Source organism: Streptomyces sp. TSRI0107 (genome assembly GCF_001905845.1).
Lineage (GTDB): Bacteria > Actinomycetota > Actinomycetes > Streptomycetales > Streptomycetaceae > Streptomyces.
This window is the reverse complement of sequence record NZ_LIVZ01000006.1, coordinates 520,252-546,182: the sequence shown is the minus strand read 5'-3', so window position 1 is coordinate 546,182 and position 25,931 is coordinate 520,252. Positions and strand designations below refer to the sequence as shown.

Below are 25,931 nucleotides of genomic sequence, written 5' to 3'. Positions count from 1 at the left end.
TCCGCAGACCGGAGAACCTGATGGACATAACGACCAAGAACACTGACGCACCACCACCCACGAAGCCCGTGGTGACCGAGGCCCAGCGCGCGGCCCGCGGCGCCACCCGGCCGGGCGACCGGATCTTCCTCGGTCTGTCCCGCGGCTCGGGCATCCTGCTGCTGGTGATCATGGCCGCGATCGCGGTCTTCCTCACCTACCGCGCGTTCCTCGCCATCAGCGAGGACGAGGGCAACTTCCTCACCACCTTCGAGTGGGACACCAGCGCCCAGCCGCCGGTCTTCGGCATCGCCGTGCTGGCCTTCGGCACCGTGGTCTCCTCGATCGTCGCCATGGTCATCGCGGTCCCGATCGCGGTCGCCATCGCGCTGTTCCTCACCCACTACGCCCCGCGCAAGCTGAGCGGTCCCATCGCCTACGTGATCGACCTGCTCGCCGCCGTGCCGTCCATCGTCTACGGCCTCTGGGGCGCGCTGATCCTCGTCCCGCACATGAACGGCCTGTTCGGCTGGCTCGACCAGTACTTCGGCTGGACCGGCGTCTTCGAGTGGGAGGGCGGGCCGGCCCGCTCGATGCTCACGGTCGGCATCCTGCTGGCGATCATGATCCTGCCGATCATCACCAACGTCAGCCGCGAGGTGTTCCGCCAGGTCCCGCAGATGCACGAGGAGGCGGCCCTGGCCCTCGGCGCCACGCGCTGGGAGGTCATCCGCATGGCCGTGCTGCCGTTCGGCCGCTCCGGCGTGATCTCCGCGTCGATGCTCGGCCTCGGCCGCGCGCTCGGCGAGACCATGGCCGTCGCCACCGTGCTCTCCCCCTCCTTCGAGATCCAGACCAGCCTGCTCGACGCGGGCGGCGGCACCTTCGCCCAGAACATCGCCAGCAAGTTCGGCGAGGCGGACACCTTCGGCCGTGACGCGCTGATCGCCTCCGGTCTGGTCCTGTTCGTCATCACGCTGCTGGTCAACGGCGCGGCCCGCGCGATCATCGCCCGCCGCAAGGAGTACTCGGGGGCCAACGCATGAGCCACGCCGTCCTCAACGACAAGCGCCCCAGCACGCTGCGCGGCGCCGGCCTGCCCAAGTGGGCCCCGTGGGCGATCGCCGCGGGCTCGCTCGCGCTCGGCGTGGGCATCGGCGTCGTCGCCGACCTGCACAGCCGGATCCAGTGGGGTCTGATCGCCGCGATCCTGTTCGTCCTCGGCACGTACGTCATCGCCTCGGCCGTCGAGGGCCGGCGGCAGGCCAAGGACCGTATCGCCACCGCGCTGGTCTGGGTCGCCTTCCTGCTCGCCGTGGTGCCGCTCGCCTCGCTGATCTGGGCGACCGTGCAGCGCGGTCTGAAGGTGCTGGACGTCTACTTCCTCACCCACTCGATGGGGCTCGTCGGCGACCGGGAGGTCGGTGGCGGTATCTACCACGCCATCATCGGCAGCCTGGAGCAGGTCGGCCTCGCCACGCTGATCGCCGCGCCGATCGGTGTGCTCACCGCGATCTACCTGGTCGAGTACGGACGGGGCAACCTCGCCCGGGCCGTCACCTTCTTCGTCGACGTCATGACGGGTATCCCGTCGATCGTCGCCGGTCTGTTCATCCTCAGCATCATGCTGATGTTCGAGATGCAGCCCTTCGGCTTCGCGGGCTCGCTCGCGCTGGCCATCCTGATGATGCCGGTGGTCGTGCGCTCCACGGAGGAGATGCTCAAGCTCGTACCGAACGAGCTGCGGGAGGCGTCCCTGGCGCTGGGCGTGCCCAAGTGGCGCACGATCCTCAAGGTCGTCCTGCCCACCGCCATCGGCGGCATCACCACCGGCATCATGCTGGCGGTCGCCCGTATCGCCGGTGAGACGGCGCCGGTGCTGCTGCTGGTGTTCGGCAACCCCTTCATCAACAACAACCCGTTCGAAGGGGCCCAGGCCTCGCTGCCGCTGTACATCTACCAGCAGTACGCGCAGAGCGCGGGCGCCGAAGCGGCGTTCGACCGTGCGTGGGCGGCGTCCCTGACGCTGATCGCCTTCGTGATGATCCTGAACCTGCTGGCGCGCGGCATCGCGCGCTGGAAGGCCCCGAAGACCGGTCGCTGACGCGGCCAACGGCGACCGATCAAGCATTCTGGAAGTGAAGCAATCATGGCCAAGCGAATCGACGTAAGCGGACTGACCGCCTACTACGGCTCCCACAAGGCGATCGAGGACATCTCGATGACCGTCGAGCCGCGCTCGGTGACGGCGTTCATCGGCCCGTCCGGCTGCGGCAAGTCGACGTTCCTGCGCACCCTGAACCGTATGCACGAGGTCACGCCCGGCGGGCGGGTCGAGGGCAAGGTGCTGCTCGACGACGAGGACCTGTACGGGACCGGCGTCGACCCGGTGTCGGTGCGGCGCGAGGTCGGCATGGTGTTCCAGCGGCCGAACCCGTTCCCGACGATGTCGATCTTCGACAACGTGGCGGCGGGGCTGCGGCTCAACGGCAACTACAAGAAGAGCGAGCTGAACGACATCGTCGAGAAGTCGCTCAAGGGCGCGAACCTCTGGAACGAGGTGAAGGACCGCCTGAACAAGCCCGGCTCCGGTCTCTCCGGCGGTCAGCAGCAGCGGCTGTGCATCGCGCGGGCGATCGCCGTCGAGCCGAACGTGCTGCTGATGGACGAGCCGTGCTCGGCCCTCGACCCGATCTCGACGCTCGCGATCGAGGACCTGATCGGGGAGCTGAAGGAGCGGTTCACGATCGTCATCGTGACGCACAACATGCAGCAGGCGGCGCGGGTCTCCGACCGCACGGCGTTCTTCAACCTCGCCGCGGTCGGGCAGCCCGGCCGGCTGATCGAGATCGACGACACGGAGCGGATCTTCTCCAACCCGTCCGTCCAGGCCACGGAGGACTACATCTCCGGCCGCTTCGGCTGATCCAGCCGTCCACATGGACCCCTCGCGGTGCTGCATGGCGGTGCCACCGCGAGGCGACAAGGGCCCGCCCCCTGGCTCCCGGGGGGCGGGCCTGTTCGTTGCCGGTACGTCGTTCCGTCCCGGTGTGCTCGGTTGGCGCGGGACGGCAGGGGCTACAGGAACGCCAGGTGGACCAGGCCGTACGACAGGGCCGCCACCGCTGCCGCTGCCGGCATGGTGATGAACCAGCCAAGGACGATGTTCTTGGCCACGCCCCAGCGCACCGCGTTGACCCGCTTCGTCGCGCCCACGCCCATGATGGCGGAGGTGATGACGTGGGTGGTGGAGATCGGCGCGTGGAAGAGGAAGGCGGAGCCGAACATGATCGTCGCGCCGGTGGTCTCGGCGGCGAAGCCCTGCGGGGGGTCGAGCTCGATGATCTTGCGGCCCAGCGTCCGCATGATGCGCCAGCCGCCCGCGTAGGTGCCCGCCGACAGCATCACGGCACAGGCGATCTTGACCCACACCGGGATCGGGTCGCCGTAGTCCTCGACGTCGGCGATGACGAGGGCCATCACCACGATGCCCATCGTCTTCTGGGCGTCCTGGAGGCCGTGGCCGAGGGCCATGCCCGCCGCCGACACCGTCTGCGCGATGCGGAAGCCGCGCTTGGCCTTGTGCGGGTTGGCCCGCCGGAACATCCACAGAATCGCGGTCATCACGAGGTAGCCGGCCAGCAGGCCTACCACCGGCGACACGAACATCGGGATGACGATCTTCTCCAGCACGCCGTCCCAGTAGACGGTGGTGCCGCCGGCGAGTGCCGCGCCCACCATGCCGCCGAACAGCGCGTGCGAGGAGGACGAGGGGAGTCCGAAGTACCAGGTGACGAGGTTCCAGACGATCGCGCCGACCAGCGCGGCGAAGAGGATCCCCATGCCGGTGGAGCCCTCGGGCGTCTCGATCAGCCCCTCGCTGACCGTCTTGGCGACGCCGGAACCGAGGAAGGCGCCCGCGAGGTTCATCACGGCCGCCATCGCGAGCGCCGCCCGCGGGGTGAGTGCGCGCGTCGACACGGAGGTGGCGATCGCGTTCGCCGAATCGTGGAAGCCGTTCGTATACGTGAAGAAGAGCGCGACCCCGATGGTCACGACCAGGGCAAAGGTGTCCATCGACGCCTCAGGACTCCTTGACGGCGATGGTCTCCACCGTGTTCGCCACGTGTTCGAACGCGTCCGCGGCTTCTTCGAGGACGTCGACGATCTGCTTGAGCTTCAGCACCTCGATGGCGTCGTACTTGCCGTTGAAGAGGTGGGCGAGCAGCTTGCGGTGGATCTGGTCGGCCTGGTTCTCGAGCCGGTTGACCTCGATCCAGTACTCGGTGAGGTTGTCCATGGTGCGCAGGTTGGGCATGGCCTCGGCCGTGAGTTCGGCGGCCCGCGCCAGGACCTCGATCTGCTGCTCCACGCCCTTGGGCAGCTCGTCGACGTTGTAGAGGACGACCAGGTCGACGGCCTCCTCCATGAAGTCCATGATGTCGTCGAGGGACGAGGCGAGGGAGTAGATGTCCTCGCGGTCGAAGGGCGTGATGAAGGAGGAGTTCAGCTGGTGGAAGATCGCGTGCGTCGCGTCGTCACCCGCGTGTTCCGCTGCCCGCATACGCTCCGCGATCTCGGCCCGGGCGGAGGTGTCCGCCCCGAGCAGTTCCATCAGGAGCTTCGAGCCCGTGACGATGTTGTCCGCGGATGCGGCGAACATGTCGTAGAAGCTCGTCTCCCTGGGGGTCAGACGAAAGCGCACGTGGGGTCCTCGGTATGCATCGGTTTCGGTCAGGCTGATGCTAGGCGCATCATCCGGCCACGGCTAATGGGCCGTCCCCCAGTGTCGCCCATCGGGCAGAGTTATCGGCACGGGGGCGGCGCACGGGGTCGGGTCCGTCCTGTCGGCAAGGGGCCCATACCCGGCAAAGTCCGTTACGATATACCCAGTAGGGGTATGTAGATGGAGGGTGCTATGACGACCACCGAGGCCGGCGCCGGTCTGCCCGCCGAGGTCCCCGCGGAGGTCTCCGTGGAGGGCGTCGCGGACGCCGTGGTGACCGATCACGATCGGGGCATCCACGGATACCACCACCAGAAGGACGAGCACCTGAAGCGGCTGCGCCGCATCGAGGGGCAGATCCGCGGCCTGCAGCGGATGGTCGACGAGGACGTCTACTGCATCGACATACTCACGCAGGTGTCCGCCTCCACCAAGGCCCTGCAGTCCTTCGCCCTCCAGCTCCTGGAGGAGCACCTGCGGCACTGCGTCGCGGACGCGGCCCTCAAGGGCGGGGACGAGATCAACGCCAAGGTGGAAGAGGCCACCAAGGCCATCGGGCGGATGCTCCGCACCTGACGGCGCCGCACCTGACGGCGCCGCACCTGACAGCACCGCGGCGCCGCGGCGCCGCGGCGGGCACTACGCCTCGGTGGCGCGGGCGCGTTCCTCGGCCACTCGCAGGACCTGGTCGATGCTCTCCATGCTCAGCCGGTCCTCGGCGGCCGAGGCCGCGATGATCAGCTCTCCGCACAGTTCGATCTCGGCGAGGGCCACGTGGTCCTGTACTGCCGTACCGCCGAGCGGAGCCACGTGCGTCACCTCTTCTCTGCCGTCACCGGCTTCCTAGAGTAGGGAGCGGCCTACACGCCGCGCATGGCACGGACGGGCTAGTTCCAGCCGGTCACTCCTCGGCGATCCGGCCCGCGTAGATGTCCCCGGCGGGCGGCAGCCGTACGTCGGCGGGGGTGCCGAAGTCGTACAGCAGGGTCGTCGAGGCGACCGCCACCGTGGCTTTCTGGCTGCCGTTGACGAAGCTGAAGCGGTGCCGGATCTTGCGGACGCGGCCCTCGTCGTCGAGGAAGACGTCGAACGGGACCTCGGACGTGGCGAACCCTTTCGCCGCCGCCTCCAGGGACGCTTTTCCGCCGGGTGAGGCCTTCTTCGCGGCCTCGGCGAGGTCCGCGGTGCCGCGGTAGTGCCGGACCGGCGCGCCCCCGACCTCGGTACGGCCGACGTACGTCGCCGTCCGCGTCCCGAGCAGCACCTCGGCCGCGGCGAGCGGATCGGTGGCGCCGCCCGTGACCAGGTTGCCGTCGGTGAGGGTGGCCGTGTCGACGCGGACCCACTTGTCGGCCGGGACGCCCGCGCCCCGGTTCTTCATGTAGAGGGCGCCCGGGGCGAGGAGCTCGGTGATGGGACGCCGCTCGGTCCGGCCCGCCGGGTCCTGCGGGAGCAGCACCTTCAGCCGGCCGACGGCGCGCGTGTAGTCGTAGACGCCCTCGCCGCGGATGGTGACGCGGGTGCCGCCGGTGGCCATCTCCATCGACGTGATCGCCTTGGAGGTGCCCGCGGCGACCAGGGCGGCGGCGGCCTGGCGGAGCGCGGGGAGCGGGTCGGCGGCGGGCCGGCGGTCGTCGGCGGCCGCGCCGCTGCTCTGGCATCCCGACGTGGTGAGACAGACGCAGGCCATGAACCCCGCCGCGAGGACCGTGCCGCCCGCCCTGCCGTGCTGCCGCTCCGCCATCCCTGCCTACCCCCAGCCGTCCGTCCGTCAAGGGCCCCCTGTCGTCCGGTTAACGACGGGTAGGTTGGGCCGTCACGCGGCCGGGGGCGGAGCGGGGCGGCACGGGACTCTCACGGTTCGTTCACCTTGCCTGGGTACTGTGTCCGGTGTGACCGAGCAGGAACGGTACGCCCCCGGCCGGAACCATCCGGAGCACCGGATCACCACGGTGGAGCAGGGGCCGTTTTGTGTGGCGCGGTGCAGCTGCGGCTGGCGGGGGCCCGCCCGCCGGGCGCGCAGCCAGGCGCGGACGGACGGGGCGGGACATGCGGACGAGGCGTGAGCCCGCGCGTCAGGCCAGGCGCAGGGCGGCCAGCAGTTCGTCGACGAGTTCCCGGTCGCGGGGCTGGGTCAGCCGCTCGCGGGCGGCGGCGGGGGAGAGCCACAGGACGCGGTCGACCTCGGTGGTCGGGGTGAAGGTGCCGGAGACGGCCTCGGCCGCCCAGTAACGGACCTGCTTGGGGCGGCCGCCCACCGGATAGTGCAGGGTCGGCAGCTCGGCTCCGGGCGTCGCCGTGCAGCCGGTCTCCTCCTCGACCTCGCGCAGGGCGCCGGCCAGCGGGTCCTCGCCGCGCTTCAGCTTGCCCTTGGGGTGCGACCAGTCGTCGTACTTCGGGCGGTGCACGAGGCAGAGCTCCAGCTCCCCGTCCACGGGCGAGCGGCGCCACAGGACGCAGCCCGCGGCCTGGACGGGGGTGCTGTCGGCGGGGCCGGTCACGGTGTGCCCACCGTCTGCATCTGCCAGGACTGCTGGAACGCGAACCGGGCCGCCTCCACCTCGTGGCGCTGGTCGGCGTGCAGGACGCCGAGGGCGTAGGCGGTGGCCGGGGCGATGCGCGGGGTGCGGGCGGCCGCTGCCGCAGCCGCGGCGGCCTCCGAGGCGTCGCGGTGCCGGTTGAGGGACTGACCGGCGGTCAGCAGACGAACGTCGACGGGCGCGTCGTCGCCCTCCACGACCTCGCGGGCGTAGCGGTGCAGGCGCAGCAGCAGGCGGACCTGGTGCCACGGGGCGTCCTGGGGGTGCGGGGCCGGGTCCGGGGAGAGGCCGTGGACCAGCGCCTCCGCGTTGTACGGGCTGCCCGCGGTGACCAGGGGCAGGGCGGTGACGGCGTCCCTGAGGCGTTCCTCGGCGGCGGCCGCGAGCGGGCGCAGGTCCGTGGTCGTCGCGGTGGTGTCGAGGGGGACCTCGCTGGCCAGCACGGCGACCTTGTCCGCGACCGCGTGGAAGCGGGAGGAGCCGAGGGCCTGGAGGGCGGTGGAGTGGGCGCGGGTGCGGGCGAGGGTGAGCTGGCGGTCCAGGAGGGCACCCGCCTTGGCGGCACCCACGGTGAGGTTGCCGCGCTCCGCGGGCGCGGGGGTGCCGGCGTTGCCGGGTGCCGCCGCGCCCGCCCGCGCCGCCCCCGCGGTACGGCTCCCTCTGACGGTCTCGGCCACGGTGGCCTGGCCCGGGAACGCCGCCGAACCCGAGAGGCGGTGCAACGCGTTCAGCAGGCGTTCCAGACGGGAGGCGTAGGCGTGTTCCAGGGCCAGGGTGCCGGACAGCCAGGCCAGTTCGGGGCGCATGCCCTCGGACCAGTCGGTGTCCAGCAGCGCGCGGAACGTGTGGAGGCTGCCGCTGATGCGCCGGGCCGAGCGGCGCAGTGCCCGGGCCGCGTCGAGCGAGTCGTGCGGGCCGGTGCCGGTCTCGCGGTGCTGGCGCAGCGCACGCAGGAACTCCGTGGCCTGCGCGCGCAGATAGCCCGCCAGGGCGTCCCCCGTCACGGGAGCGGCCATGGGGTCAAGGTGTCGCTGTGCCACGCCGGCGCCTCCGGGCGTCTATGAGCATCTCCTGGATGTTCCGCAGGGGGCCGCCGTCCCCGTCCGTCGCGTGCCGGGTCCATTCGCCCTCCGGCCCGAGGTGCCAGGAGGCGGTGGAGTCGGACATCCCGGTCTCCAGCAGCCGGTTGAGCGCGGCACGGTGGGCCGGGTCGACGACCCGGACCATGGCTTCTATCCGGCGGTCGAGGTTGCGGTGCATCATGTCGGCGCTGCCGATCCAGACCTCCGGTTCGCCGCCGTTGCCGAAGGCGAAGATCCGGGAGTGCTCGAGGAACCGGCCGAGGACCGAGCGGACCCGGATGTTCTCCGACAGGCCCGCCACACCCGGCCGCACCGCGCAGATGCCGCGCACCCAGATGTCGACGGGCACGCCCGCCTGGGACGCGCGGTACAGGGCGTCGATGACAGCCTCGTCGACCATCGAGTTGACCTTGACGCGGACGTAGGCGGGACGTCCGGCGCGGTGGTGCTGGATCTCCTTGTTGATCCGTGAGACCAGGCCGTCGCGCAGCGACTTGGGGGCCACGAGGAGGCGGCGGTACGTCTCCCGGCGGGAGTAGCCGGAGAGACGGTTGAACAGGTCGGACAGGTCCGCGCCGACCTGCGGGTCGGCGGTGAGCAGGCCCAGGTCCTCGTAGAGGCGGGCCGTCTTCGGGTGGTAGTTGCCGGTGCCGACGTGGCTGTACCGCCGCAGGGTGTCGCCTTCCTGACGGACCACCAGCGACAGCTTGCAGTGGGTCTTCAGGCCGACGAGGCCGTAGACGACGTGGCAGCCGGCCTCCTCCAGCTTGCGCGCCCACTTGATGTTGGCGTGCTCGTCGAAGCGGGCCTTGATCTCGACCAGGACGAGGACCTGCTTGCCGGACTCGGCGGCGTCGATGAGCGCGTCGACTATGGGGGAGTCGCCGGAGGTGCGGTACAGCGTCTGCTTGATGGCGAGGACGTCCGGGTCCTGCGCGGCCTGCTCCAGGAACGCCTGCACCGACGTGGAGAACGAGTCGTACGGGTGGTGCAGCAGGACGTCCCGCTGGCGCAGGGCGGCGAAGATGTCGGGTGCGGAGGCGGACTCGACCTCGGCGAGGTCGCGGTGGGTGCCGGCGATGAACTTCCGGTACTTCAGCTCGGGCCGGTCGAGACCGTGGATGCGGAAGAGGCCGGTGAGGTCGAGCGGGCCGGGCAGCGGGTAGACCTCGGCCTCGCTGATCTTCAGCTCGCGCACGAGGAGGTCCAGCACCTCCCGGTCGATGGACTCCTCCACCTCCAGGCGCACCGGCGGCCCGAAGCGGCGCCGCATGAGTTCCTTCTCCAGGGCCTGGAGCAGGTTCTCGGTGTCGTCCTCCTCGACCTCCAGGTCCTCGTTGCGGGTGAGGCGGAAGGCGTGGTGCTCCAGCACCTCCATGCCCGGGAACAGCTCCTCCAGGTGCGCGGCGATGACGTCCTCGATGGGGACGTACCGGCCGGGGCTGCTCTCCAGGAAGCGGGACAGCAGCGGCGGCACCTTCACACGGGCGAAGTGCCTGTGGCCGCTGACCGGGTTGCGCACGACGACGGCCAGGTTCAGGGACAGGCCGGAGATGTACGGGAAGGGGTGCGCGGGGTCCACGGCGAGCGGGGTGAGCACCGGGAAGATCTGGTGCCGGAACAGGGTGAACAGGCGGGCCTGTTCCTTCTCGGTCAGCTCGCTCCAGCGGACCAGGTGGATGCCCTCCTCCGCGAGGGCGGGGGCGACGTCCTCGTGGTAGCAGGCGGCGTGCCGGGCCATGAGCTCGCGGGAGCGGGCCCAGATCATCTCCAGCACCTCGCGCGGCTGGAGACCGGAGGCGGACCGGGTGGCCACGCCGGTGGCGATGCGGCGCTTCAGACCCGCGACCCGGACCATGAAGAACTCGTCCAGGTTGCTGGCGAAGATCGCCAGGAAGTTCGCTCGTTCGAGCAGGGGGGTGTCGGGGTCCTCGGCGAGTTCGAGGACGCGCTCGTTGAACGCGAGCCAGCTGCGCTCCCGGTCGAGGAACCGGCCCTGGGGTAGCTGGGCACCGTCCACGCGCGCTTCCTCGTACGCGTCGAGGTCGGCGTCGATGTCGGGTTCCAGGTCGGATACCGCCGCCGCCACGGTGTGCGGGCGGTGCGCGGCGATGGAGCCCACGGAGGGCTGTGCGTGCTGGACCTGCTGGACCGGTGCCTGGGCGTTCTGCTGGCTCATGAACCCATTCTTCCGCGCCAGGAGGGACACAGGCGCGTCGGAGCGGGCGGGTGGGAGCGCGGCGCTGGCGCCGGCGGTCCCGTTCCCGGAAACGCTCCCCTCGGGCGGGGGTGAAGGCTCTGGCACGGCGGGCTTCATTCGCCGAGCGTCGCAAGGTCGTCTGAATCGATGGTTACGGCGACATGACGTGTGGGATAGCGGGCGGCGGATCGCGGGCGCACGGGAGCGGCCCGCGTACGTCCCTCCCCCCGTGGAGGGGCGTACGCGGACCGGGTCCAGGGGGTGTCTTGCCGATCAGGCCGGATCAGGGAGCGGCGTCTGGTGCCGTGCATCGCAAGGCGGAGGAGGGAGCCGATGCGATGGGGGTCCCCCCTGCTCGAGCGGAGCCGAGAGCTTGGGGGAATCGGGGACCGACGACAACGCGGCGAGGCGCGGTGCCAGGCGCCGCGAGCCCGGCATGATCGACGAGACGCCCCCTAGGTCCTCAGCTCGCGCGGCGGCGCAGCAGCAGATGGCAGGCGGCGGCCGCGGCGGCGGTGAGGGCGAGCAGGATGCCGGTCTCCACGAGCTGGAGGGGCAGCAGGTGGGAGCGGGGGTGGTAGGTGGCGGAGGTCATCCGGTCCTGGTCGTGGACCGTGCCGACGGCGAAGGCCGAGCGGGGCAGTTCGAAGGTGGCGCCGCCGGCGGTGCGGGTGAGCGCCGGCCACAGGTCGCCGCGGTAGTGCTCCAGGACGTTGTGGAGGACGGTCCAGACGGCGAGTGACAGTCCGGCGGCGGGCAGTGCCCGGCCGGTGAGCAGTCCGGCGAGGGCGCCGAGGACGAGACCGGCCAGCGGGTGGGCGACGGCGGTGGGACCGCCGCTGACGAAGACGTCCGGCAGGTACCAGTCGCCGGTCAGGTTCGGGTCGCCGTCCCCGCGCGCCCACTCCAGCAGTGCCAGGGCCGCCGCCGTCCCGGCCGTCAGCAGCGCTGCGGGCACGGCCAGCTTGGCGGCGAGCCAGCGGGCCGGGGTGACGGACTGGGTCCAGGCGAGCCGGGCGGTGCCGTTCTCCAGCTCGCGGCCGATCAGCGCGCCGCCCGCCCAGGCGGTCACCGGGAAGACCAGGTAGGCGAGGGTGCCGGTGAGCAGGCCGATCCCGGCGGCGTAGGTCTCGTCGGCGCCGATCGCCTCGACCTCCGCGCAGGACGGCAGCCGGCCGGTGGCCGGGGTGGCGCAGGCGCTGATGCCACGCCGGGCGTCGTCCCCGATGACGTACATCCACACCGAGACCAGCGCGGCGGCGGCGAGCGCGGCCAGCGAGAGCCACAGCGCCGTGCGGTGCAGCCGCAGCACGGCCCAGATCAGACCGCGCGGGCGCCGGGTGCCGCGCGCGGCGGGGGCGGCGGGGGCGGCGAGCGCGGTCATGCGGCGGCTCCGGGACGGCGGGTCTCCGTACGGTGGGCTCCCGTACGGCGGGCTCCCGTACGGCGGTTCAGCAGCCAGAACGCGGCCAGGACCGCGAGAGCGGCGACGGCGAGGACGATGCCGGTCTCGACGAGCTGGAGGGGCCAGAAGTGGCCGGCCGGGTGGTGGTCGCGGTAGAAGCCGACGATGTCGTGCTCGGCGAGGCAGCGGGCGTCGTCGACGCAGATCGGGTCGGGGACGCGGGCGCCGGTGGAGGTGAGGGCGCCGTCGCCGACGACCATGCCGGTCCACTCCGGGTAGTACTCCTTGCCGGTCAGGGTCACGGCCGGCCACAGGTGCGGGCGCAGGGAGGACAGCGCGCCGGTGAGGACGAGCAGGCTGACCACGGCGGCCGCCAGCGCGGGCAGCGCCCGGCGGAGGAGCAGGCCGGCGAGGGCGCCGACGGCCAGGCCGAGCAGGGCGTAGGCGGTGGCCAGGGTGCCGTTGGCGAGGTAGACGCCGCCGTCGTGCCAGTCGCGCGTGCCGGTGGCCTCCCGCAGCGGTCCGTCCACCGACCACAGCAGGCGGTGCAGCAGCGTGAGCAGGACCGTGCCGGCGGCGAGCAGGGCGGCGGGCACGGCGAGCTTGGCGGCGAGCCAGCGGGCGGGGGTGACGGACTGGGTCCAGGCGAGCCGGGCGGTGCCGTTCTCCATTTCCCGGCCGATGAGGGCGCCGCCCGCCCAGGCGGCGGTGAGGAGCGGGGTGAGGGTGAGCAGGCCGGTGCCGAGGACGGTGGCGAGCTGGTAGTGCTGGGCGGCGGGGACCGTGGCGTCGCAGTACCCGGGGCCGCAGTCCATCCCGCGGTAGACGTCCAGAGCGGCGTCCACGCCCGGCCCGTACGCCCACAGCAGGGCGCCTCCGGCGACGGCGAGCAGCATCAGCCAGAACCACAGCGCCGACCGGTGCACCCGCAGCAGCACCCAGGTCAGGCCGCGCGGGCCACGGGCAGTGCGGGCCCGCTCGGGGGCCGTGGTGGTCGTCACGGCGGTCATACGGCGGCCTCCACCGGGGTGTCGAGGTGCAGCTCCGGCGCTTCGGGGGCGCGCAGGTGGGCGAGGACCAGCTCCTCCAGCGAGGGCTCGGTGCTCTGCCAGGCGCCGGGGACCGGGCCCCGGGGGCGGATCAGCGCGGTGAGCTGGCGTCCGGTCGTACGGGACTCGACGACGGTGTGCGGCGTGAGGTCGGCGCCCGTCGGGCCGGTGATCAGGGTGTGCGCGGCGAGCAGGTCGTCGAGCGGGCCGGACAGGCGGATGCGGCCGCCGCCGACGAGCAGCAGGTGGTCGCAGGAGCCCTCCAGCTCGGCCACGACGTGCGAGGACATGACAACCGTGGTGCCGTGCTCAGCGGCGTCCGCCATCAGCGTGCCCATCAGCTGGTGCCGGGCCAGCGGGTCGAGGTCGGCCATCGGCTCGTCGAGCAGCAGCACCTCGGGGCGCTTGCCGAGGGCGAGGGCGAGCGCCACGCGGGTGCGCTGGCCGCCGGAAAGGGAGCGGACGCGGGCACCGGGGTCGAGGTCGCCCTCGGCGACGACGCGGGCGGCGACCGCCTGGTCCCAGCGGCCGGGGTTGAGCTCCTGGCCGAGACGGAGGGTGTCGGCGACGGTGAGCTGGGGGTGCAGGGGCTTGTCCTGGGCGACGTAGGCGAGGCGTTCGCGGACGTCGGCCGGGTGGGCGCCCAGCACCCGGACGGTGCCCTCGGTGGGGGCGAGCAGTCCGGCGGTGAGGGCGAGCAGGGTGGACTTGCCGGCCCCGTTGGGCCCGACGACGGCGCAGACGCGCCCGGCGGGCAGCCGGAAGGCGCAGTCGTCGAGCGCTCGCCGTCCGCGCCGGCCGAAGCTCTTGGACAGCGCGGCCGCCTCGATGGCGGTGTCGGTCATTCCTGGTCCCCCTTGAAGTGCGTGTCCAGTACGGACGTGAAGAGCGCGGCCACGTCGTCCCGTTCGAGCCCCGCGGTGCGGGCCTTCGCCGCCCACGCCTCCAGTTCGCTGCGCAGCGGCGAGTCGGCGGGTGCGGCGCCCAGGGAGCGCCGGACGAAGGTGCCGAGGCCGCGGCGGGCCTCGACGAGGCCTTCGCGTTCCAGCTCGCGGTAGGCCTTCAGGACGGTGTTCGGGTTGATGGCGGTGGCCGCCACGACCTCGCGGGCCGTGGGCAGCTGGTCGCCGGGCTGGAGCAGGCCGAGGCGCAGCGCCTGCTTGGTCTGCTGGACGATCTGCAGGTAGGTGGCGACTCCGCTGCGCCGGTCGACGCGGTATTCGACCACTCGGACAACCACCCTTTCACTAATTGAGTAGTGAAAGGGTGGTGCAAGAGAGGGGGCGGCGTCAAGATCGCCGCCCCCTCGTGAGGCCTCCGAGCGGAAAGATCAGGTTTCGGACCGGTACATGAGGTCCGTCTCGTATGTGGTGAAGCCCAGCCGCTCGTACACCGACACCGCCGCCTTGTTGTCCGCGTCGACGTACAGCATCGCCGTCGGCAGCCCCTGCGCCGCCAGATGCCGCAGCCCGACCGTGGTCAGCGCCTTGCCCAGGCCGCCGCCCTGCGTGCCGGGCGCCACCCCGAGGACGTACACCTCGCCGAGCTGCTCCTCCGCGTGCACCTTCGTCCAGTGGAAGCCGACCAGCTCGCCCTCGCGCTCGGCCAGGAAGAAGCCCGCCGGGTCGAACCACGGCTCCGCCTTGCGGTCGTCCAGGTCGCGCTGGGTGAGGGAGCCCTGCTCCGGGTGGTGGGCGAACGCGGCGGCGTTGACGGCGAGCCAGGCCGCGTCGTCCCGCCCCGGCACGAAGGTCCGCACGCTCACCCCGGCCGGCAGCACCGGCTCGGGCAGGTCGAGTCCCGCCAAGGGGCGCCGCATCTGACGCAGTTCGCGGAACAGGGTCAGCCCCAGCACCTGCGCAAGATGCCGGGCCGCGGAATGGCCGCCGTGCGCCCACACCCGCAGCCGCTTGCCGGAGGCGGCCAGCAGCGCCGTACCGAGGGCGCGGCCGTGGCCGTGGCCGCGGTGCGAGGGGTGGACGACCAGCTCGGCGGCCGGGGCCTCCACCGGATCCGTGTCCTCCAGCTGGGCGTAGCCCACGAGTTGGTCGCCGAGGGTCAGCAGCAGATGGGACACACCCTCGCGTTCCCCGCCGCGCAGCTGGAGCCGGCCCTGCTCGGACACCGCCTGCTGGCCGTCGACGCGAACGGCCTCCGCGAGCAGTCCGAGAACCGCCTCGATCTGTTCCGGGGAGAGCGCCGCGTAGGTCTCGATGGCGCGGGAGGGGCCGGGCCGTGCGATGTCGTCGCTGGTCATGCCTACGAGGGTAAGGGGAGGCGGCCCGAAAACGGCGGCAAAGGGAAACCAGGATGTAACCATGAACCCCCTGTCGCGCTACGCGCGTTGACTCTAGGCTGCGCCGGGACCACCACACAGACGCACAGAGGTACAGGGGGGCGTATGCCAGCCACCACTCCGCCGCACGACCGCCGCAGACGGCGCACGACCAGGCTGCTCGCGGCCACCGCCGGGCTCGCGACCGTCGGCGCGCTGGTCGCCGCGCTGCCGTCCACCGCCAGCGCCGACGAGCAGACCGGCAAGCACTGGCCGGGCCGCTACCAGGACGTCCAACTGCTGTCCTTCAACGACCTGCACGGCAACCTGGAACCGCCGTCCGGCTCCTCCGGCCGGGTCACCGAGCTGCAGCCCGACGGCACCACCAGGACCGTCGACGCGGGCGGCGTCGAGTACCTGGCGACCCATCTGCGCGAGGCGCGCGAGGGCCACAAGTACTCCGTCACCGCGGCGGGCGGCGACATGGTCGGCGCCTCCCCGCTGCTGTCCGGCCTGTTCCACGACGAGCCCACCATCGAGGCGCTCAACGAGCTCGACCTCGACGTGACGAGCGTCGGCAACCACGAGTTCGACGAGGGCGCCAAGGAACTGGCCCGCCTCCAGCAGGGCGGCTGCCACCCCACGGACGGCTGCTACACGGACGAGGAGTTCGAGGGCGCCGACTTCCCGTACCTCGCGGCCAACGTCCTGGACGAGAAGAGCGGCAAGCCGATCCTCAAGCCCTACTGGGTGTGGAAGAAGAAGGACGTCAAGATCGGCTTCATCGGTGTGACCCTGGAGGGCACCCCGGACGTCGTCTCGGCAGAGGGCGTCAAGGGCCTCACCTTCAAGGACGAGGTCGAGACCATCAACAAGTACGCCAAGGTGCTCCAGCGCCAGGGCGTGAAGTCGATCGTCGCGCTCGTCCACGAGGGCGGCTTCCCGGCCGGCACCGCGTACAACTACGACTGCGACGCGCCCGGCGCGGGCGACGGCATATCCGGCCCGATCGTCGACATCGCCAAGAACGTCACCCCGCAGGTCGACGCCCTCGTCACCGGCCACACCCACGCGCCGTACGTGTGCACCATCGACGACCCGGCGGGCAACCCCCGCATGGTCACCTCCGCCGCCTCCTTCGGCCGGCTCTACACCGACACCACGCTGACGTACGACCGGTGGACGGGTGACATCGCCCGTACGGCGGTCGGCTCCGCGAACCACGTCGTCACCCGGGACGTCCCCAAGGCGCCCGACATGACCGCGCTGATCGGCAAGTGGAACACGCTCGCCGCGCCCATCGGCAACCGCGCCATCGGCTACATCTCCGGCGACATCGGCAACACCGGCACCGAGTCCCCGCTCGGCGACCTCATCGCCGACGCGCAGCTCGCCTACGGCAAGGAGCTGGACCCGGAGACCGACCTGGCGCTGATGAACCCGGGCGGCATCCGCGCGCCCCTCACCTACGCGGCCAAGGGCGCCGAGGGCGACGGCGTGGTGACCTACGCCGAGGGCTTCACGGTCCAGCCGTTCGCCAACACGGTGAACCTCCAGGACATCACCGGCACCCAGCTCATCCAGATCCTCAAGGAGCAGGTGAGCGGCGCGAACGCGGCCGCCCCGAAGATCCTCCAGATCTCCTCGGGCCTGACGTACACCCTGGACCTGACGAAGACGGGCGCCGACCGGGTCGTGACCGACTCGGTCAAGCTGAACGGAGCGCCCGTCGACCCGTCGGCGGTGTACCGCGTCGCGAGCAACAGCTTCCTCGCGGGCGGCGGCGACGGCTTCCCGACGCTGGGCCAGGGCACCAACGACCTGGTCGGCGCGGACGACCTGACCGCCCTGGAGAAGTACCTGACGGCGAACTCCTCGGCGACCAGCCCGATCGCGCCGCCGAAGGCGGACCGGATCACGATCGTGAAGTGAAGTAACCGCTGAGAACCCGGCGGAGGGGGGACGCATGGCTGCGTCCCCCCTTTGCCGTTCGCCCGCTCAGCCGGCCTTCCCGCGGTCGAACCACATCGTCGCCAGCGTCGGCGCCAGCCCGGCCCAGAAGAGGACCATCGGCACCGTCCGCTCCGTCCACGGCACCTCGACGACGAGCAGCGCGCACAGCATCGCCCACGCGGCCTGGCCGAGGACGACCCGCGCCCAGGTGCGGCGGCGGACCAGCGAGCGCAGGTTGACCCGGATCCCGGCGCGCAGCCGGCGGTACCTCAGCAGCGCGCCCAGCGCCCAGACGACGGCCATCGGCACGAGGTCCCACAGCCGCTGGCCGAGCGGCAGCGGCAGCTCCCGCTGAACCTCGCCCTCGGTGGGGAACAGGTCGATGCCGACGCCGGCCAGCGCCACACAGAGCAGCGCCAGCCAGCGGACGCCGCGCAGCAGACGGTAGGAGGCCTCGTCGAGGCCGCGCCGCATCGGCGCCGAGTCCGGGGCGGCGGCGAGCGCGTCGGCGTACAGGGTGGCGGCCTCGGCGGCCTTGACGCCGGGGGCGGTCGCCGCCTGCTTCGTCCGCCGGGCCAGGGCCTGCTCGTGCTGCGGGTCGAGCCGGAGGATCGCCTCGTCCAACTGGTCGGCGACGGTCCGGTTGCCGGCCATGTCGGCGATCAGCCACGCCGCCTCGTAGGCGAACACCTCCTCCGGGCCCAGCCGGATGGCCTCCTGGGCCAGTTCCCCCGCCTCGCGCAGGGCGGCGTCCTGGTCCTCGCGCCTGACCTGGCCGCCGTTGGCCCGCCCGGAGCGGATCGCCTTGATGCGCCACACCCAGTTGGCGAGCAGCGCGTAGCCGTACCAGTGGTCGGGGGCGAGGCGGATCACCTCGCGCAGCACGTCCTCGGTCTCCAGGAAGCGGCCGGCGGCGCGCAGGGCGTGCGCGTGCATGACGAGCGCCCCGATGTCCTCGGCGTCGAGCGCCAGCGCGCGCTCCGTCGCCTCCAGCGCCCGCTGCCCGTCCTGGGCGTCGCCCACCAGATGACTGCGGGCGAGCTTCACCCAGGCCCGGACGTCCTCCGGGTCCTCCGCGAGCCGGCCGGCCAGCAGCTCCCGGGCCTCGTCGCACCGCTCCAGGTCGATGAGCAGGTCGGCCCGCTCCACGGCGGGGTGCACGGTGGTGGTCACAGCTTGCGCCTCTTCTTCAGGTACGCGACGAGGTCGTCGTACATCCCGCCCTGGTTGGCGAACATCGCCACGTTCCGCGCCGAGGCGAACCACGGCTCGGTGGACGGCACCACGTCCTTCGCGGCGGCCAGCAGGTCCTTCATGCCGATCAGGCGTACGGTGCCGGTGCGGGCGGAGTCGAGCAGCGCCCGCTCGGCCGCCGCCTCGCAGACATGTGCCAGGTCCGCGCCGGACAGGCCGTCGGTGGCCTTCACCAGCTTGCCCAGGTCGACGTTCTCGATGGGCCGGTCCCGCAGGTGGTAGCGGAGGATCGCCTCGCGGGCGGGCCCGTCGGGCGGCAGGACGAGGATCGTGCGGTCCAGCCGGCCGGGACGGCGCAGGGCGATGTCCACGTCCCAGGGAACGTTGGTGGCGGCCAGCACGAACACGCCCTCGTTCGCCGCCGAGTCGATGCCGTCCAGCTCGGTGAGCAGCTGGTTCACCGTGTTGCGCATACCGCTGTGCGCGGTCCGGCTGCGCTTGGCGCCGAGGGCGTCCAGCTCGTCCAGGAAGACGACGCAGGGCGCCTGGCGGCGGGCGGTCTCGAAGATCTCGTGCATGTTGCGCTCGGAGTTGCCGATCCACATGTCGAGCACGTCGTTGACCGACACGGACAGGAAGGCGGCGCCGAGTTCACCGGCGACGGCCCGCGCGATGAACGTCTTGCCGCAGCCGGGCGGCCCGTACAGCAGCAGACCGCCGCGCAGGCTCTTGCCGTACAGCTTGCGCAGCTCCGGATTGCGCAACGGCGCGAGGAAGGCGGCCTCCAGGCGGTCCTTCACGTCCTGCATGCCACCGACGTCGGCCAGCCGCACCCCGCCCGGCGTCTCCACGTCCCAGGCCTCGGCGTCCCCGGGATCGTCCTGCCCGTCCGCACGGACCGGCGCCTCGACGAAGCGGGGCGGGACGACGTCGCCGACCTGCTCCTGGGCGGCCTGCCAGTCGAACGCGCCCTGCCGCGGGACCGGTTGCTGCGGCGCCCCCATGGCACGGGCCATCAGGTCCCGGGCCTGGGCGTCACCCGGCGCGTGCTGGAGGGCGACGGCGGCTTCGGCGACTGCCGCGTCCGACTGGCCCGCGTCCAGCAGGAGTTCCGCGAGGTGCAGTCGTAGGGGTACGTCGGCGGGCGCTGCGGCGACGGCCGTTCGCAGACTCTGTATGAGAGGGGAGTCGTCCGGCATGATCGACAGCCTACGCCCGCCGTGCGGCACGGCCTTTCCGGCACCGGGCCGGGGGGCGTCAGCTGCGTTCGGGCCAGTCCATCTGCCAGGGCGGACCCATGAAAGCGTCGTCGGTCACTGGCCGGGCTCCAGCCGCCGGGCCTGGTAGCGGATGTTGGAAGCCTCTTCGAGGAGCGTCTTCGCCTCTTCGATGTCTGTGGACTCCGCCGCACGCCGGTGGAGGTCCTTCATGTGTGCATCGAGCTTCGGATCGCGCGCGATCGCGTACTCGCCCCACCACCGGGCCATGAACGCCGGCACGGTGCTGATGTCGTACGCGTCGGCAACGGCCCACCTCCAGTGCTCGTCGAAGTCGGGGAGCAGCTGGGGGGCGTACTGGGCGATGGCCTCGCGCAGCGCCTTCGGGTTGCGCTCGGGCATGGGGGGGACGCCCGGTGTCGGTTCGCTGGCGTGGGCGGACATGACCGATGGGCTCCTTCGATGCGTCGTGGTTACGACCATAGTCCGCTCCTCTGGTTCTGCGCGGGCTGTCCGAAGTGGGGGCGGTCCTTCTCGTCGGGGCCGGACACACGCAGCCCGCGGGACTCGGCCACGCGCAGGGTGTCGGTCAGGCACTCGGCGAGCCGGAGTCCTGCGTAGCGGACCTCGGTGTACGGCGAGGCGGGGTCGTCGAGCACGGCGCGGGCGAGGCCGAGGACGTCGGCGGCGGTGTCGAGCTGTAACGCCTCCATCTCGTCGGCGAGGCGGGAGAGGGGTCCGCCCTCGTCGTCCGTGGACAGGTAACAGGGTTTGCCGTCGGGGGAGGGCCAGGGGAGCAGGCGCAAGGTGGCGGTGCGGCGGGCCGGCGGGCGCGTCATGCGGCCACCTCCCGGGTGCCGATCAGGCGCTGGTCCAGGTCGATGCCGTGGTCGGCGGCGCGGAGGTAGGGGCGCACGAGGCGGGAGGCGGTGCCGTCGAGTGGGGTGTCGAGGCCGTACGGGGACCGGGGCTGGGGGAGCGGTTCCGGGAGCGCGCGCGGTACGGCGGTGAGGTGCGGTCGGTGCGGGGTGCGGCGGCGTTTTCCGGTGCCGGGTGTGAGCAGCAGGCGCAGCCAGAGGGTGGTGCGGTGGATAAGGTCGGTCATGTCGACGCTCCTCTTTCAGCGTTCGGCCACGCCCCCGGACGGCTTGCACCCGTCGCGGGGGTACTTTGTCGATGTACCACGGTACGCCATGGATGCCCTCGGTGCACCACGCCCTGCCAATACGGGTAATGGTGCACCAGGCGAAGCTGTGGGCATGGCCCAGTACGAATGGCAGCGGATCGCAGGCGTCATCGAGGAAGAGATCAGGTCGGGACGCATTCCGCCCGGCGGAGCACTGCCCAGCATCACACGGCTCGCGGAGATGCACGGTGTCGCTGACCGAACGATTCGGCGCGCCCTGCGGGACCTGCGCGAGCGAGGACTCATCGAGACCCTGCCCCACAAGGGCTCTTTCGTGGTCGACGTGTTGCCGCCCGGTGTCGAGCCGGAAGACAGCGCGCCGCGCGACTGAGCGCGCGGCGCCGGCTTCTACGTCGTGGGGGCCCGGAGGCAGGCCTTCAGGAAGCCGTAGGCACCCAGCCCGCCAGCCAGTCCGCGACCTCCTGGTCGGCGGCCTGGGCGGCGGTCAGGTGCGGGCGGTCACCGCTCGCCGCGCCCGCGCCGGGGCCGGTGTTCCCGTACTCCGCGAACCTGTCGTCCTTCCAGGAGAAGCCGCTCATGTCCGTCCAGGGAGCGGTGCGGATCGCCGCGCTCAAGGTCGTGTTGCGGACGGTGGTCTGCGGGTCGAGGGTCGCGTCGCCGCCCGCGTGCCAGGGGCGGCCGAGGTGGAAGGTGCGGTCGGCCACGTCGCCGTTGACGGTGGAGTTGGCGATGAGGATGCCCTTGCGGTTCGCGGGTGTGCTCGGGGCGGTGACGTAGCCGGCGGAGGTGCCGTCCCAGCGCTTCTTCAGCGTGATGACGGACCGGTCGATCACGGCGGTGGCCCGGCCGAAGATGAAGTCGACGTTGCCGGTGACGTAGGAGTCGGTCATGTAGACCCGGCCGAGCCGGTCCTTGGCCGCGGTGTCCACGAGCAGGGTGTCCTGGTCGCCGTTGACGATGATCCCGTCGAGGAAGACCTTGTCGGCGGCGGTGCGCAGGGCGACGGCCTGGTGGCCGGACAGGGACTGGTTCGCCTTCTCGTCGAAGTCGTTGGTGACGGTCAGGTTGCGGGCCTGGAAGTCGTCGGCCTCGACGGCGACGGTGGCGCTGCCGGCGGTGCCGTACGTGCCCGACCCGTCCGGCTTCGGCGTGCCCGCCGCGTTGCCGAAGACGATGACGGTGTCCTTGCGGCTGCCGCCGGTGCCCTGGATGGTGACGTGCGGCTTGTTGGCCGGGACCTTCACCGTCTCGCGGTACGTGCCCGGCTTCACGGCGATGACGACCCGGGACGGGTTGTTCGCGGGGACGGCGTTCACGGCGGCCTGCACCGTCCTGTACTGCCCGCTGCCGTCCTGGGCGACGGTGAGGGTGGTGGCGGCGGCCTTGGTGGTGGCGCTGGCGGCGGTGGTCGTTCCGATGGAACCGCGTGGCCCGGCACCGGACTTCAGGAGTGCCGGCACGTCCGCCGCCTTGTCGAGCGTGTAGCCGTAGTACGTCTTCGGGTCGAACGCCGTGCCACCGCTCTCGTTGCGGCCGCTGGTGCCGGAGAAGACGTTGCCGCGCTGGACGATCGTCGCGGTGGCGTCCTTGATGACGGGGTTCCGCATGCCCTGGAAGCAGGAGTTCTCCAGGACCATCTTCGTGCCGCCGCGCGAGTAGTTGCCGTAGGAGGACGTGATGTCCGTCCCCGGGGTGTCCTCCAGGAAGTTGTTGTAGAGGTGCGCGTGGGCGGCGTTGTCCGTGGAGGGGTTGCGCTGCTCGGTCTCGCGGATCCAGTTGTGGTGGATCGTGATGTCCGTCTTGACGTTCTCGGTCCAGCCGATGCCGAACGTCTTGTTGTTGTCGCTCAGCTTGTTCCACGACACGGTGACGTTGGTGCTGTCCTTGCGGACGTCGATCAGCCCGTCCGCCATGTGCCGCAGGTCGTTGTGGTCGATCCAGACGTGGTGCGCCCCGTCCATCTGGATGGCGTCGAAGTCGTGGTCCTTGTCGTTCCAGGTGCCCTGGTACGAGTCCCGGATGGTCAGGTTCCGGATGATCACGTTGTGCACGCCGGTACCGAGGAAGAAGCCGCCGCCGACGATCTGCCCCGAGGTGCCCGATCCGATGATGGTTTTGTCGGACCGGACCTTGATCTCCTTGCCGACCGGCGACATGTTGATGGTCCCGGCCACGACGATGACGTACGGCTCCGCGGCCGTCGCGTACTTCTCCAGGTCCGCGAGCGTCTTCACGGTGACGATCTGTCCGCCCCGGCCGCCGTACGTGCCGTTCTGGCCGAGGGAGTCGACGGAGGCGAAGCCGTCCGCGGTGGCGGTCGCCCAGGCGGGCACGGCGGCCGTGGCGGCCGCGGCGGCCTTCGGCTGCGCGTCCTCGCCGAGCACGAGCACGCCCGCGGCGGTCAGGGCGAGGGGCACACCGGCCGCCAGCAACGTCGTCCTGCGCCTGCGGTGACGGGGCTTGCCATGGGTCTCACTCATGCGCGGGTTCCGTTCCGTGTGGGGATGGTCGCCCGGTAGTCGCCGCGGGAGGCGGAAGGGTTGCCGTGAACGAACCGGACGGGACCGGCGTCGGAGTCATGAGGGAAGGGGGCCCGCATGAGGGCTGCACGAGGGGCGCTGATGCTGCTGCTGCCGGTCACGGGGTGCACGGTCGCGGGCGGCGGGGGTGAGGGGGCGGCGTCCTGCGCGTACGTGGTGACGTATCAGGGGCACGCGTACGTAGGTGCGGAGAACGTCGACTTCGAGGTCGGCGAGCGGATCGGCACCGCTGCCCAGCCGCCCTGTGACGACACCCCGAACGACGATGACCCCGGCAGCCCGGCCACCACCCTGAACGCCTACCGGGTCGTGGGCTGGGACACCGCCACCGCGATAGCTGTGGGCAGATCGCCCGACGACGTGGTGTTCACCCGTATGGACCCCGAGCTGGAACTGCCGTGACGTCAGGCGCTGTCGCCGGGCGCCTCGGGCGGCGGCGTCGGAGCCCCCGGCAGGCGCACCGTCACCAGCGTGCCGCCGCCGTCCGCGGGGGCGAGCGTCACCTCGCCGCCCGCCTGCTGAACCGTCCGCGCCACGATCGACAGGCCCAGGCCCGAGCCCGGCAGGGCACGCGCTCCGGGGCTGCGCCAGAAGCGGTCGAAGACGTGCGGCAGCTCGTCGGCGGGGATGCCGGGGCCGTGGTCGCGGACCGTGAGGACGCCGCCGTCGAGCCGTACGTCGACCGTGCCGCCCGCCGGGCTGAACTTCACCGCGTTGTCCAGGACGTTGACCACCGCCCGCTCCAGCGCCGACGGCTCCGCCCGCACGTACCACGGCCGTACGTCCGCGGTGATCGTCAGCTCGGGGCCGCGCAGCCGGGCCCGGCGCAGCGCCGACTCCACCGCGTCCTGGAACGGGATCACCTGCGTACGGTCGCCGGCCTGGCCGGTGTCGGGGCGGGACAGCTCCTGGAGGTCGCCGATCAGCGCGGCCAGCTCCGTCATCTGCGCCTTCACCGAGGCGAGCAGCGCCCTTCGGTCCGCCTCCGGAAGGGGGCGGCCGGTCTCCTCGCTGCGGGTGAGGAGTTCGATGTTGGTGCGCAGCGAGGTGAGCGGCGTACGCAGCTCGTGTCCGGCGTCCGCGATCAGCTGCTGCTGGAGGTCGCGGGAGCTGGCCAGCGCGGAGGTCATCGAGTTGAACGACCGCGTCAGCCGCGCGACCTCGTCGTCGCTGTCGTCCTCCACGGGGATACGGATGGTGAGGTCCTCGGTGCGGGCCACGTGCTCGACGGCCTCGGTGAGCCTGTCGACGGGCCGCAGCCCGGTCCGCGCGACCCACAGGCCGGCGGCCCCGGCGCCCACCGCGCCGATCCCGGACACCAGGAGCAGCACCCACGCCAGGTTCGTCAGTGGCTTGTCGACCGTCGTCGTGGGCTGGGCCAGCGAGACGGCGTAGCGTTCCACGCCGACGGTGACCGGGCCGGGCCCCGGCACATAGGTGTGGACGCGCCGCTTCACGCCGTCGCCGTCCGTCACCGTGTGCAGGGCGTCGCGCTGCTCGCCGCGCGCGACCGCCACGTCCTGGCCGGAGACGGGCAGCTCGGCGTCCGAGGACGGCCGGCAGGCCGAGCCGTCGGCCGTCACGATCTGCACGGTGTAGCCGGGCAGCGAACCGATGCTGTCCGTGCCGTCGGACGTGCAGGCCCGGATCAGGCTGCGCAGATAGAGCTCGTGGACCTGGGTGTGCCGCAGGGTCGTGTCGAACTGCGAAGTCAGCTGCGCCCGCGTGATGAACCAGCACGCGGCCGAGGCCAGCGCCACCGCCACGGCCACGGCCGTGGTCACCAGCAGCGCCAGCCGCGAGCGGATCGGCAGGGCGCGCAGGCGCCGCACCGCCTGGTTCACTCGGTGCCGCCCTGCCGCAGGACGTACCCCACGCCCCGCACGGTGTGCACGAGCCGCGGCTCGCCGCCCGCCTCCGTCTTGCGGCGCAGGTACATGACGTACACGTCGAGGGAGTTCGACGACGGCTCGAAGTCGAAGCCCCACACCGCCTTCAGGATCTGCTCCCGTGTGAGGACCTGGCGCGGGTGCGCCATGAACATCTCCAGCAGGGTGAACTCGGTGCGGGTCAGCTCCACCGCCCGCCCGCCCCGCGTCACCTCACGGGTCGCGAGGTCCATGCGCAGGTCGGCGAAGGCCAGCGCCTCGCCGGTCTCGGCCGTGGCGCCGGCGACCGCCGCCGCGTAGGAGCTGCGCCGCAGCAGCGCCCGGATGCGGGCGAACAGCTCGTCCAGCTCGAACGGCTTGACCAGGTAGTCGTCGGCCCCGGCGTCCAGGCCGGTCACCCGGTCGCCGACCGTGTCCCGGGCCGTCAGCATGAGGATCGGCGTCGTGTCGCCGGCGCCGCGGATGCGCCGCGCCGCGGTCAGCCCGTCCATGCGGGGCATCTGGATGTCGAGGACGACGAGGTCGGGCCGGTACGCGGTCGCCTTCTCCAGGGCGTCCGCGCCGTCGACCGCGACCTCCGTGTCGTACCCCTCGAACGCGAGGCTGCGCTGAAGCGCCTCCCGCACCGCCGGCTCGTCGTCGACGATGAGGATGCGCTGGGGGTCACGGTCGCCTTCGGCGGGGCTCATGGCGTGGTTCCTCGGGTGCGGTGGTGGACGTGGCGTGGTCTGACGC

General features: G+C 71.8%; 27 protein-coding genes. 7 read left to right on the top strand and 20 right to left on the bottom strand.

Annotated features, from left to right (window positions below; all coding sequences use genetic code 11):
• Positions 1-20 precede the first annotated feature (20 nt).
• The 3 genes from pstC to pstB are packed head-to-tail and all read left to right on the top strand — an operon-like array spanning position 21 to position 2,905.
• The gene (pstC, locus tag AMK31_RS19135; RefSeq protein ID WP_073941755.1) at positions 21-1,025 is read left to right on the top strand and encodes a phosphate ABC transporter permease subunit PstC; all 1,005 of its coding nucleotides are present in this window, start codon (positions 21-23) and stop codon (positions 1,023-1,025) included.
• Complete coding sequence (gene pstA, locus AMK31_RS19130; RefSeq protein WP_073941754.1) at positions 1,022-2,083, top strand: phosphate ABC transporter permease PstA; 1,062 nt, start codon at positions 1,022-1,024, stop codon at positions 2,081-2,083. Before pstC ends, pstA begins: the two co-directional genes overlap by 4 nt.
• A 45-nt stretch (positions 2,084-2,128) precedes the next feature.
• Positions 2,129-2,905: a phosphate ABC transporter ATP-binding protein PstB gene (gene pstB / locus AMK31_RS19125; RefSeq protein WP_073941753.1), complete on the top strand. Its 777-nt coding sequence runs from the start codon at positions 2,129-2,131 to the stop codon at positions 2,903-2,905.
• A gap of 152 nt (positions 2,906-3,057) precedes the next feature.
• Here the strand turns inward: pstB and AMK31_RS19120 are convergent, their stop codons facing one another.
• Positions 3,058-4,056 (bottom strand): inorganic phosphate transporter, encoded by a 999-nt coding sequence (locus AMK31_RS19120; protein ID WP_073941752.1) that lies wholly within the window; start codon positions 4,054-4,056, stop codon positions 3,058-3,060.
• Between the two features lie 7 nt (positions 4,057-4,063).
• A complete protein-coding gene (locus tag AMK31_RS19115; RefSeq protein WP_073941751.1) occupies positions 4,064-4,684 on the bottom strand; it encodes a DUF47 domain-containing protein in 621 nt (206 codons plus the stop codon).
• 213 nt (positions 4,685-4,897) lie between these two features.
• Here AMK31_RS19115 and AMK31_RS19110 point away from each other — a divergent pair, with 213 nt between their 5' ends.
• The gene (locus tag AMK31_RS19110) at positions 4,898-5,281 is read left to right on the top strand and encodes a metal-sensitive transcriptional regulator (RefSeq protein WP_073941750.1); all 384 of its coding nucleotides are present in this window, start codon (positions 4,898-4,900) and stop codon (positions 5,279-5,281) included.
• A 63-nt stretch (positions 5,282-5,344) separates the two neighbouring features.
• Here AMK31_RS19110 and AMK31_RS40700 read toward each other — a convergent pair whose 3' ends face one another.
• The 10 genes from AMK31_RS40700 to mshD all read right to left on the bottom strand — a co-directional run bounded on the left by AMK31_RS40700 (position 5,345) and on the right by mshD (position 15,238).
• Positions 5,345-5,524, bottom strand: coding sequence for a hypothetical protein (locus tag AMK31_RS40700; RefSeq protein ID WP_073941749.1), 180 nt, complete (start codon positions 5,522-5,524; stop codon positions 5,345-5,347).
• Between the two features lie 82 nt (positions 5,525-5,606).
• The gene (locus AMK31_RS19100) at positions 5,607-6,449 is read right to left on the bottom strand and encodes a hypothetical protein (protein ID WP_073941748.1); all 843 of its coding nucleotides are present in this window, start codon (positions 6,447-6,449) and stop codon (positions 5,607-5,609) included.
• 331 nt (positions 6,450-6,780) lie between these two features.
• Positions 6,781-7,206: an NUDIX hydrolase gene (locus tag AMK31_RS19095; RefSeq protein WP_073941747.1), complete on the bottom strand. Its 426-nt coding sequence runs from the start codon at positions 7,204-7,206 to the stop codon at positions 6,781-6,783.
• Complete coding sequence (locus tag AMK31_RS19090; RefSeq protein ID WP_073941746.1) at positions 7,203-8,285, bottom strand: CHAD domain-containing protein; 1,083 nt, start codon at positions 8,283-8,285, stop codon at positions 7,203-7,205. The genes AMK31_RS19095 and AMK31_RS19090 overlap by 4 nt, the downstream gene beginning before the upstream one ends.
• Positions 8,266-10,644, bottom strand: a complete 2,379-nt coding sequence (locus AMK31_RS19085; protein ID WP_107468654.1) for an RNA degradosome polyphosphate kinase — start codon at positions 10,642-10,644, stop codon at positions 8,266-8,268. The genes AMK31_RS19090 and AMK31_RS19085 overlap by 20 nt, the downstream gene beginning before the upstream one ends.
• Positions 10,645-10,990: 346 nt before the next feature.
• Positions 10,991-11,911, bottom strand: coding sequence for a hypothetical protein (locus AMK31_RS19080; protein ID WP_073941744.1), 921 nt, complete (start codon positions 11,909-11,911; stop codon positions 10,991-10,993).
• On the bottom strand, positions 11,908-12,942 hold the full coding sequence (locus AMK31_RS19075) for an ABC transporter permease (RefSeq protein WP_073941743.1): 1,035 nt from the start codon (positions 12,940-12,942) through the stop codon (positions 11,908-11,910). The genes AMK31_RS19080 and AMK31_RS19075 overlap by 4 nt, the downstream gene beginning before the upstream one ends.
• A complete protein-coding gene (locus tag AMK31_RS19070) occupies positions 12,939-13,826 on the bottom strand; it encodes an ABC transporter ATP-binding protein (protein WP_073941742.1) in 888 nt (295 codons plus the stop codon). The genes AMK31_RS19075 and AMK31_RS19070 overlap by 4 nt, the downstream gene beginning before the upstream one ends.
• Positions 13,823-14,209, bottom strand: a complete 387-nt coding sequence (locus tag AMK31_RS19065; RefSeq protein ID WP_073941741.1) for a GntR family transcriptional regulator — start codon at positions 14,207-14,209, stop codon at positions 13,823-13,825. The genes AMK31_RS19070 and AMK31_RS19065 overlap by 4 nt, the downstream gene beginning before the upstream one ends.
• Positions 14,210-14,311: 102 nt before the next feature.
• A complete protein-coding gene (mshD, locus tag AMK31_RS19060) occupies positions 14,312-15,238 on the bottom strand; it encodes a mycothiol synthase (RefSeq protein WP_073941740.1) in 927 nt (308 codons plus the stop codon).
• A gap of 144 nt (positions 15,239-15,382) precedes the next feature.
• Here mshD and AMK31_RS19055 point away from each other — a divergent pair, with 144 nt between their 5' ends.
• Positions 15,383-17,188, top strand: coding sequence for a bifunctional metallophosphatase/5'-nucleotidase (locus AMK31_RS19055; protein WP_073941739.1), 1,806 nt, complete (start codon positions 15,383-15,385; stop codon positions 17,186-17,188).
• Positions 17,189-17,254: 66 nt separating this feature from the next.
• Here the strand turns inward: AMK31_RS19055 and AMK31_RS19050 are convergent, their stop codons facing one another.
• The 5 genes from AMK31_RS19050 to AMK31_RS19030 form a co-directional block, all read right to left on the bottom strand.
• Entirely contained in the window at positions 17,255-18,382 is a 1,128-nt protein-coding gene (locus AMK31_RS19050; RefSeq protein ID WP_073941738.1) for a tetratricopeptide repeat protein, read from the bottom strand.
• Positions 18,379-19,602 carry an ATP-binding protein gene (locus AMK31_RS19045; RefSeq protein ID WP_073941816.1) on the bottom strand — a complete coding sequence of 408 codons (1,224 nt, stop codon included), beginning with the start codon at positions 19,600-19,602 and terminating at the stop codon, positions 18,379-18,381. Before AMK31_RS19045 ends, AMK31_RS19050 begins: the two co-directional genes overlap by 4 nt.
• A 114-nt stretch (positions 19,603-19,716) precedes the next feature.
• Positions 19,717-20,064, bottom strand: a complete 348-nt coding sequence (locus AMK31_RS19040; RefSeq protein WP_073941737.1) for a DUF6247 family protein — start codon at positions 20,062-20,064, stop codon at positions 19,717-19,719.
• A 29-nt stretch (positions 20,065-20,093) separates the two neighbouring features.
• The gene (locus AMK31_RS19035; protein WP_073941736.1) at positions 20,094-20,459 is read right to left on the bottom strand and encodes a hypothetical protein; all 366 of its coding nucleotides are present in this window, start codon (positions 20,457-20,459) and stop codon (positions 20,094-20,096) included.
• Positions 20,456-20,725, bottom strand: a complete 270-nt coding sequence (locus AMK31_RS19030) for a hypothetical protein (RefSeq protein WP_073941735.1) — start codon at positions 20,723-20,725, stop codon at positions 20,456-20,458. The genes AMK31_RS19035 and AMK31_RS19030 overlap by 4 nt, the downstream gene beginning before the upstream one ends.
• 154 nt (positions 20,726-20,879) lie before the next feature.
• Between AMK31_RS19030 and AMK31_RS19025 the strand changes: the two genes are divergently transcribed.
• A complete protein-coding gene (locus AMK31_RS19025; protein ID WP_073941734.1) occupies positions 20,880-21,137 on the top strand; it encodes a winged helix-turn-helix domain-containing protein in 258 nt (85 codons plus the stop codon).
• Between the two features lie 46 nt (positions 21,138-21,183).
• Here AMK31_RS19025 and AMK31_RS19020 read toward each other — a convergent pair whose 3' ends face one another.
• A complete protein-coding gene (locus AMK31_RS19020; RefSeq protein WP_073941733.1) occupies positions 21,184-23,247 on the bottom strand; it encodes a pectinesterase family protein in 2,064 nt (687 codons plus the stop codon).
• Positions 23,248-23,364: 117 nt separating this feature from the next.
• Between AMK31_RS19020 and AMK31_RS19015 the strand changes: the two genes are divergently transcribed.
• A complete protein-coding gene (locus tag AMK31_RS19015; protein ID WP_073941732.1) occupies positions 23,365-23,709 on the top strand; it encodes a DUF6281 family protein in 345 nt (114 codons plus the stop codon).
• Between the two features lie 2 nt (positions 23,710-23,711).
• Here AMK31_RS19015 and AMK31_RS19010 read toward each other — a convergent pair whose 3' ends face one another.
• Positions 23,712-25,151, bottom strand: a complete 1,440-nt coding sequence (locus AMK31_RS19010; RefSeq protein ID WP_073941731.1) for a sensor histidine kinase — start codon at positions 25,149-25,151, stop codon at positions 23,712-23,714.
• Positions 25,148-25,885: a response regulator transcription factor gene (locus tag AMK31_RS19005; protein WP_073941730.1), complete on the bottom strand. Its 738-nt coding sequence runs from the start codon at positions 25,883-25,885 to the stop codon at positions 25,148-25,150. The genes AMK31_RS19010 and AMK31_RS19005 overlap by 4 nt, the downstream gene beginning before the upstream one ends.
• Positions 25,886-25,931: the final 46 nt, after the last annotated feature.

Bases quoted from the DNA above. Each gene is read 5' to 3' on its own strand.
- pstC (WP_073941755.1), top strand. From the start codon at position 21: ATGGACATAACGACCAAGAACACTGACGCACCACCACCCACGAAGCCC.
- pstA (WP_073941754.1), top strand. From the start codon at position 1,022: ATGAGCCACGCCGTCCTCAACGACAAGCGCCCCAGCACGCTGCGCGGC.
- pstB (WP_073941753.1), top strand. From the start codon at position 2,129: ATGGCCAAGCGAATCGACGTAAGCGGACTGACCGCCTACTACGGCTCC.
- AMK31_RS19120 (WP_073941752.1), bottom strand. From the start codon at position 4,056: ATGGACACCTTTGCCCTGGTCGTGACCATCGGGGTCGCGCTCTTCTTC.
- AMK31_RS19110 (WP_073941750.1), top strand. From the start codon at position 4,898: ATGACGACCACCGAGGCCGGCGCCGGTCTGCCCGCCGAGGTCCCCGCG.
- AMK31_RS19100 (WP_073941748.1), bottom strand. From the start codon at position 6,449: ATGGCGGAGCGGCAGCACGGCAGGGCGGGCGGCACGGTCCTCGCGGCG.
- AMK31_RS19085 (WP_107468654.1), bottom strand. From the start codon at position 10,644: ATGAAGCCCGCCGTGCCAGAGCCTTCACCCCCGCCCGAGGGGAGCGTT.
- AMK31_RS19080 (WP_073941744.1), bottom strand. From the start codon at position 11,911: ATGACCGCGCTCGCCGCCCCCGCCGCCCCCGCCGCGCGCGGCACCCGG.
- AMK31_RS19075 (WP_073941743.1), bottom strand. From the start codon at position 12,942: ATGACCGCCGTGACGACCACCACGGCCCCCGAGCGGGCCCGCACTGCC.
- AMK31_RS19070 (WP_073941742.1), bottom strand. From the start codon at position 13,826: ATGACCGACACCGCCATCGAGGCGGCCGCGCTGTCCAAGAGCTTCGGC.
- mshD (WP_073941740.1), bottom strand. From the start codon at position 15,238: ATGACCAGCGACGACATCGCACGGCCCGGCCCCTCCCGCGCCATCGAG.
- AMK31_RS19055 (WP_073941739.1), top strand. From the start codon at position 15,383: ATGCCAGCCACCACTCCGCCGCACGACCGCCGCAGACGGCGCACGACC.
- AMK31_RS19045 (WP_073941816.1), bottom strand. From the start codon at position 19,602: ATGCCGGACGACTCCCCTCTCATACAGAGTCTGCGAACGGCCGTCGCC.
- AMK31_RS19040 (WP_073941737.1), bottom strand. From the start codon at position 20,064: ATGTCCGCCCACGCCAGCGAACCGACACCGGGCGTCCCCCCCATGCCC.
- AMK31_RS19035 (WP_073941736.1), bottom strand. From the start codon at position 20,459: ATGACGCGCCCGCCGGCCCGCCGCACCGCCACCTTGCGCCTGCTCCCC.
- AMK31_RS19030 (WP_073941735.1), bottom strand. From the start codon at position 20,725: ATGACCGACCTTATCCACCGCACCACCCTCTGGCTGCGCCTGCTGCTC.
- AMK31_RS19025 (WP_073941734.1), top strand. From the start codon at position 20,880: ATGGCCCAGTACGAATGGCAGCGGATCGCAGGCGTCATCGAGGAAGAG.
- AMK31_RS19020 (WP_073941733.1), bottom strand. From the start codon at position 23,247: ATGAGTGAGACCCATGGCAAGCCCCGTCACCGCAGGCGCAGGACGACG.
- AMK31_RS19015 (WP_073941732.1), top strand. From the start codon at position 23,365: ATGAGGGCTGCACGAGGGGCGCTGATGCTGCTGCTGCCGGTCACGGGG.
- AMK31_RS19005 (WP_073941730.1), bottom strand. From the start codon at position 25,885: ATGAGCCCCGCCGAAGGCGACCGTGACCCCCAGCGCATCCTCATCGTC.